We start from the raw sequence: 6619 nt of genomic DNA, 5'->3' as shown, positions 1-6619 counted from the left end.
ATGCCGCGAGCATGGGGGCCGACCGCGGCCATAGCCGTCGCCAGCGGGCTCGCCTGGTCAGCACGGACGGTAAACCCCGTTCCAAGAACCAGCTTTCGGCCGCGGCGCTCCCACCTTTGCGGCCCGGCCTGCGACGTAGCGAACGGTCCATGCGGGCTCACCCTAGCGGCGCGCCAGTCCGCCTGCTGGCCGTTGCGCGCACCTCGGTTGCCCGGCTCCGCACGCCCCGCTTCGCGGGCCGCATCGTCGCCGGGCTGGGTCCGGTTGCCCGGCTCCGCACGCCCCGCTTCGCGGGCCGCATCGTCGCCGGGCCTAGGCTGATGGGATGCAACGGATTATCGGCACGGAGGTCGAGTACGGCATTTCCTCGCCGTCGGACCCGACCGCCAACCCGATCCTCACCTCGACGCAGGCGGTCTTGGCCTACGCGGCCGCCGCCGGGATTCAGCGTGCGAAACGCACACGCTGGGACTACGAGGTGGAATCCCCGCTGCGGGACGCCCGTGGCTTCGACCTGAGCCGGTCGGCCGGGCCCCCGCCGGTGGTCGACGCCGACGAGGTCGGCGCGGCCAACATGATCTTGACCAACGGGGCGCGGCTCTACGTCGACCACGCGCACCCCGAATACTCCGCGCCCGAGTGCACCGATCCGCTGGACGCGGTGATCTGGGACAAGGCCGGTGAGCGGGTGATGGAGGCCGCCGCCCGGCATGTCGCCAGCGTGCCCGGGGCCGCCAAACTGCAGCTCTATAAGAACAACGTGGACGGCAAAGGCGCCTCCTACGGGTCGCACGAGAACTACCTGATGTCGCGGCAGACGCCGTTTTCGGCCATCATCGCCGGTCTGACCCCATTTTTGGTCTCCCGGCAGGTGATCACCGGCTCCGGCAGGGTCGGCATCGGGCCCTCCGGTGACGAGCCCGGCTTCCAGCTTTGTCAGCGCTCCGATTACATCGAGGTCGAGGTCGGGCTGGAGACCACGCTCAAACGCGGCATCATCAACACCCGCGACGAACCGCACGCCGATGCCGACCGCTACCGCCGGCTGCACGTGATCATCGGCGATGCCAACCTTGCCGAGACGTCGACCTATCTGAAGCTGGGCACGACGGCGCTGGTGCTCGATCTGATCGAAGAAGGCCCGGCCCACGGGATAGACCTGACCGACCTGACATTGGCCCGGCCGGTGCACGCCGTCCACGCGATCAGCCGCGATCCGTCGCTGCGGGTCGCCGTGGCCCTGGCGGATGGCCGCGAACTGACCGGCCTTGCGCTGCAACGGATCTACCTCGATCGGGTGGCAAAGCTGGTCGACGGCCACGACCCGGATCCGCGCGCCGCCGACGTCGTCGAGACCTGGGCGCACGTGCTCGACAAGCTGGAGCGCGACCCGATGGAGTGCGCCGAGCTGCTGGACTGGCCGGCCAAGCTGCGATTGCTCGAGGGTTTCCGGCAGCGGGAGAACCTGAACTGGTCGGCGCCGCGGCTGCACCTCGTCGACCTGCAATATTCCGACGTCCGGCTGGACAAGGGCCTGTACAACCGGCTGGTCGCGCGCGGCTCGATGAAGCGCCTGGTCACCGAGCATCAAGTGCTCGATGCCGTCGACAATCCTCCGACGGACACTCGCGCGTACTTCCGTGGCGAATGCCTGCGCAGGTTCGGGGCCGACATCGCCGCCGCCAGCTGGGACTCGGTGATTTTCGACCTCGGTGGCGATTCGCTGGTGCGCATCCCGACGCTTGAGCCGTTGCGCGGCAGTAAGGCGCACGTCGGCGCGTTATTGGACTCCGTGGACAGCGCGGTCGAACTGGTGGAACAACTGACCAGCTAAGCGGCGTTCAACCGGGAAACGTCGACGTTGACCGGTACTGTAGAAGAGACTAACGGGCGTGTGACGCGGCCGATAACAAAGCAGGAGGCGGCGATGGCTCAGGAGCAGACCCAGCGTGGCGGTGGTGGCGGTGATGAGGAAGACTTCGCCGGCGCCGGGGCCGCGGGCCAGGAGCGTCGCGACAAGTTAGCCGAGGAGACCGACGATCTGCTCGACGAGATTGACGACGTCCTTGAGGAGAACGCGGAGGACTTCGTCCGCGCGTACGTCCAAAAGGGCGGACAGTGACCTGGCCGTTCTCTGATCGCCTGTCCACCAACTACGCACTTCCCGGGACCCACGCTATAGACCTGTCCTCGTTCGCTGACTTCCTCCGCCGACAGGCGCCCGAGTTGCTACCGGCAAGCCTCAGCGGCGGACAACCCGGCGGCGCCGGGGGCCAACTGCCGCATGGCACCACCATCGTCGCGCTGAAATACCCCGGGGGTGTTGTCATCGCCGGCGACCGTCGCTCCACGCAGGGCAACATGATCGCCGGGCGTGACGTGAAAAAGGTCTACATCACCGACGACTACACCGCGACCGGCATCGCCGGCACCGCCGCGATCGCCGTCGAGTTCGCCCGCCTCTACGCGGTGGAACTCGAGCACTACGAAAAGCTCGAAGGCGTGCCGCTCACGTTTGCCGGCAAGGTCAACCGGCTCGCGATCATGGTGCGAGGCAACCTTGCCGCCGCGATGCAGGGGCTGGTGGCCCTGCCGCTGCTGGCGGGGTATGACATCCATGCCTCCGATCCGGAAAGCGCCGGTCGCATCGTCTCGTTCGACGCTGCCGGCGGCTGGAACATCGAGGAAGAGGGCTACCAGGCGGTGGGGTCGGGCTCGATCTTCGCCAAGTCGTCGATGAAGAAGTTGTACTCCCAAGTCACCGATGTCGATTCGGCGGTGCGGGTAGCCGTGGAGGCGCTTTACGACGCCGCCGACGACGATTCCGCCACCGGCGGACCGGATCTGGTTCGCGGTATCTACCCCACGGCGGTCACCATCGGCGCCGAGGGCGCGGCCGACATTCCCGAGAGACGCATCGCCGAACTGGCCCGGGAGGTCATCGAAAGCCGCTCGCGCACAGACACTTTCGGCCCCGATGGCGGTGAGAAGTGAGCTTTCCATATTTCATCTCGCCTGAGCAGGCGATGCGTGAGCGCAGCGAGCTCGCACGCAAGGGCATCGCGCGCGGGAAAAGCGTGGTAGCACTGGCTTACGCCGGTGGTGTGCTGTTCGTTGCGGAGAATCCGTCGCGGTCATTGCAGAAGATCAGCGAACTCTACGACCGGGTGGGCTTTGCGGCGGCGGGCAAGTTCAACGAATTCGACAATTTGCGCCGCGGCGGAATTCAGTTCGCCGACACGCGCGGCTACGCGTACGACCGCCGCGACGTCACCGGCCGGCAGCTGGCCAACGTCTACGCGCAGACGCTGGGCAGCATCTTCACCGAGCAGGCAAAACCCTACGAGGTCGAGTTGTGCGTCGCCGAGGTCGCACACTTCGGCGAGACGAAACCACCCGAGCTGTACCGGATTACCTATGACGGGTCGATCGCCGACGAGCCGCATTTCGTGGTGATGGGCGGAACGACCGAGCCGATCACCACCGCGCTCAAGGACTCCTACGCCGAGAACGCCGACCTGCGCGACGCTTTGGGGATCGCGCTGGCGGCGCTGCGGGCCGGCAGCGCGGACGCCGCGAATGGCGATCAGCCCTCTCTCGGTGTGGCCAGCCTGGAGGTGGCCATCCTGGATGCCAATCGGCCACGGCGGGCGTTTCGGCGGATCAACCGCACTACCCTGGAAACACTGCTGCAGAAGCAGGATTCCCCGAAATCCAAGGGCTCAAAATCTGGCGGTGAAGCGCCGGATTCGAACGACGACCCATCGGACTAGGCCCCGGCCTACCTGCGCTGCCGCCAAACCCTGACCATCCCCGGCGTGGCTGGTGGTGATGCTGGGGCTGGTGGTTCCCGCCGCGGCCCGGCCCGATCTACCCAATAGCATCCGTGGGCGCGGCTTGCTCACCGTCGCGGTCAGACAACCAGTACCCTCGATTACGTGCAGCGGCGAATAATGGGCATCGAGACCGAGTTCGGTGTCACCTGCACGTTCCATGGCCATCGCCGGCTGTCCCCGGACGAGGTGGCCCGCTACCTGTTCCGCCGGGTGGTGTCATGGGGTCGTAGCTCCAACGTGTTCTTGCGTAATGGCGCCCGTCTCTACCTCGACGTGGGCAGCCATCCGGAATACGCCACCGCGGAATGCGACAGCCTGGTGCAGCTGGTCACCCACGACCGGGCCGGTGAATGGGTGCTGGAAGACCTACTCGTCGACGCGGAGCAGCGGCTCGCCGACGAGGGCATTGGCGGCGACATCTACCTGTTCAAGAACAACACCGACTCGGCGGGCAACTCCTACGGCTGCCACGAGAACTACCTGATCGTGCGGGCCGGCGAGTTCTCCCGGATCTCCGATGTGCTGCTGCCGTTTCTGGTCACCCGCCAGCTGATCTGCGGGGCCGGAAAGGTGCTGCAGACGCCCAAGGCCGCGACGTTTTGCCTGTCCCAGCGCGCCGAGCACATTTGGGAGGGCGTCTCGTCGGCGACGACTCGCAGCCGGCCGATTATCAACACCCGCGACGAGCCGCACGCCGACGCCGAGAAGTACCGGCGGCTGCACGTCATCGTCGGCGACTCCAACATGTGCGAGACGTCCACGATGCTCAAGGTCGGCACCGCCGCGCTCGTGCTCGAGATGATCGAAGCCGGTGTTCCATTCCGCGACTTCTCGCTGGATAACCCGATCCGCGCCATCCGCGAGGTCAGCCACGACGTCACGGGTCGACGGCCGGTGCGGCTGGCGGGCGGGCGTCAGGCCAGCGCGCTGGACATCCAGCGCGAGTACTACAGCCGCGCCGTCGAGCATCTGCAGACCCGGGAGCCCAACGCGCAGATCGAGCAGGTCGTCGACCTGTGGGGCCGCCAGCTCGACGCCGTCGAAAGCCAGGATTTCGCCAAAGTCGACACCGAGATCGACTGGGTGATCAAGCGCAAGCTCTTCCAGCGCTACCAGGATCGCTACAACATGGAGCTGTCGGACCCGAAGATCGCCCAGCTGGACCTGGCCTACCACGACATCAAGCGTGGGCGCGGTGTGTTCGACCTGCTGCAGCGCAAGGGCCTGGCGGCGCGGGTCACCACAGACGAGGACATCGCGGAGGCCGTCGACCATCCGCCGCAGACCACCCGCGCCAGGCTGCGCGGCGAGTTCATCAGCGCCGCCCAGGCGGCAGGGCGTGACTTCACGGTCGACTGGGTGCACCTCAAGCTCAACGACCAGGCGCAGCGCACGGTGCTGTGCAAAGACCCATTCCGAGCGGTCGACGAACGGGTCAAACGGCTGATCGCCAGCATGTAGTTGCTATCGACTCACCACCTATGACAGCAGTCACAGCGCGATAGCGCCGGCGTTATCAAGTCTGAGAGGCAATGTGGCCGCTGTGAATGTTGCGACGCGGCTGCCAGGGGAAGCGCCGGACGAGGGCCATCTAATAACCTGGTGCAAATGGCGATCTCGAAAGTCGAGCGGCTGGTCAACCTTGTCATCGCTCTGCTGTCCACCCGCGGCTACATCACCGCTGAAAAGATCCGGTCCAGCGTCGCCGGGTATGCCGACAGCCCCAGCATCGAGGCGTTCTCGCGGATGTTTGAGCGCGACAAGAACGAATTGCGTGACCTCGGCATCCCCCTCGAGGTCGGCAGGGTGTCGGCCATGGACCCCACCGAGGGCTACCGGATCAACCGCGACGCCTACGCACTCCCGCCGGTCGACCTGACCGCGGACGAGGCTGCCGCGGTGGCCGTCGCCATCCAGTTGTGGGAATCGCCCGAACTGATCACAGCGACTCAGGGCGCACTGCTCAAGCTGCGCGCCGCCGGGGTCGAAGTCGATCCCGATGCGCCGGTAGCCATCGCCTCCCCGGTTGGGGTGCCGGGCCTGCGCGGGTCGGAGGATGTTCTCGGAATCCTGTTGTCGGCCATCGATTCTCGGCAGGCGGTGCAGTTCCCGCACCGCCCATCCCGGGCCGAGCCCTACACCACCCGCACCGTCGAGCCGTGGGGTGTGGTCACCGAGAAGGGCCGCTGGTATCTGGTGGGGCACGACCGCGATCGCGACGACACCCGCATCTTCCGGCTGTCCAGGATCGGCCCTGAAGTCACGCCGATCGGTCCGGCCGGCGCGATCGCCGCGCCCGGCGACGTGGATCTGCGCAAGATCGTGTCCCAGAAGGTCACCGAGGTGCCGACCGGCAGCCGGGCCCAGGTGTGGGTCGCCGACGGACGGGCCACCGCGCTGCGGCGTGCCGGAAGGTCGATCGGCACTCGGCAACTGGGCGGCCGCGACGGCGAGGTGATCGAACTCGACATCGGATCCACCGACCAGCTGGCCCGCGACATCACCGGCTACGGGGCCGACGCCGTCGTGCTCGAGCCGCCGTCCCTGCGCGACGACGTGTTGGCCCGGCTGAGTGCCCACGCGGGGGTGCGGCGCTCGTGACACGCGCCGGCGACGATGCAGAGCGAAGCGATGAGGAGGAGCGGCGCTCATGACGCCTGTGTCTGCCCGGCTGGTCCGGCTGCTCAACATGGTGCCGTATTTCCAGGCCAACCCGAAGGTGACCCGGGCCAAGGCCGCCGCCGACTTGGGGGTGTCCGCCAAGCAGCTGGAGGAGGACCTCA

General features: G+C 67.0%; 6 protein-coding genes and 2 pseudogenes. 7 read left to right on the top strand and 1 reads right to left on the bottom strand.

Features of this window, described 5'->3' with window-relative positions:
- A pseudogene (locus ACLP4W_RS30360) lies at nucleotides 1-151 on the bottom strand (hypothetical protein); the annotation flags it as partial.
- 174 nt (nucleotides 152-325) lie between these two features.
- Here ACLP4W_RS30360 and dop point away from each other — a divergent pair.
- The 7 genes and pseudogenes from dop to ACLP4W_RS30325 all read left to right on the top strand — a co-directional run.
- Nucleotides 326-1834, top strand: a complete 1509-nt coding sequence (dop, locus tag ACLP4W_RS30355; protein ID WP_442391335.1) for a pup deamidase/depupylase — start codon at nucleotides 326-328, stop codon at nucleotides 1832-1834.
- 93 nt (nucleotides 1835-1927) lie between these two features.
- Nucleotides 1928-2122 (top strand): ubiquitin-like protein Pup, encoded by a 195-nt coding sequence (locus tag ACLP4W_RS30350; protein WP_442391333.1) that lies wholly within the window; start codon nucleotides 1928-1930, stop codon nucleotides 2120-2122.
- Nucleotides 2119-2994: a proteasome subunit beta gene (gene prcB / locus ACLP4W_RS30345; protein ID WP_442391331.1), complete on the top strand. Its 876-nt coding sequence runs from the start codon at nucleotides 2119-2121 to the stop codon at nucleotides 2992-2994. Before ACLP4W_RS30350 ends, prcB begins: the two co-directional genes overlap by 4 nt.
- A complete protein-coding gene (gene prcA, locus ACLP4W_RS30340) occupies nucleotides 2991-3773 on the top strand; it encodes a proteasome subunit alpha (protein WP_442391329.1) in 783 nt (260 codons plus the stop codon). Before prcB ends, prcA begins: the two co-directional genes overlap by 4 nt.
- 165 nt (nucleotides 3774-3938) lie before the next feature.
- Entirely contained in the window at nucleotides 3939-5297 is a 1359-nt protein-coding gene (gene pafA / locus ACLP4W_RS30335; RefSeq protein ID WP_442391327.1) for a Pup--protein ligase, read from the top strand.
- Between the two features lie 147 nt (nucleotides 5298-5444).
- Nucleotides 5445-6437, top strand: a complete 993-nt coding sequence (locus tag ACLP4W_RS30330; protein ID WP_442391325.1) for a helix-turn-helix transcriptional regulator — start codon at nucleotides 5445-5447, stop codon at nucleotides 6435-6437.
- 49 nt (nucleotides 6438-6486) lie between these two features.
- Nucleotides 6487-6619: pseudogene (locus ACLP4W_RS30325) on the top strand (protein pafC); the annotation flags it as partial.

Origin of the sequence: Mycobacterium sp. (genome assembly GCF_052145595.1) — a bacterium.
Classification (GTDB): domain Bacteria; phylum Actinomycetota; class Actinomycetes; order Mycobacteriales; family Mycobacteriaceae; genus Mycobacterium.
This window is presented reverse-complemented; position numbering and strand designations above follow the sequence as displayed.